General features: G+C 65.0%; 1 pseudogene. It reads left to right on the forward strand.

Annotated features, from left to right (window positions below):
* Positions 1 to 187 (forward strand): annotated as a pseudogene (locus tag ACQG3P_RS22690) (ammonium transporter); the annotation flags it as partial.
* Positions 188 to 240 lie beyond the last annotated feature (53 nt).

A 240-nucleotide genomic window follows, 5' to 3' on the forward strand; every position in this document is an offset into this window, starting at 1 on the left:
CCTCGACATCGGCCACCAGGTCTGGGTGCAGCTGGTCCGCGTGGGCTTCCCCCTCGCGTGGTGCGCGGTCGTCACCGTCGCCATCCTGCTGGTAGTGCGCCTGGTCTTCGGCCTGCGCGTCCCCGAGGAAGCCGAGCGCACTGGTCTGGACGTCACCTCGCACGGCGAATCCGCTTACGAGGTCTGATAGCGGTCACAGTTTCTTCGGGGTTACACCATTGCGGTAATGCACGTTGACCA

It is taken from the genome of Stenotrophomonas sp. SrG (assembly GCF_050031795.1).
GTDB classification, from domain to species: Bacteria; Pseudomonadota; Gammaproteobacteria; order Xanthomonadales; family Xanthomonadaceae; genus Stenotrophomonas; species Stenotrophomonas rhizophila_A.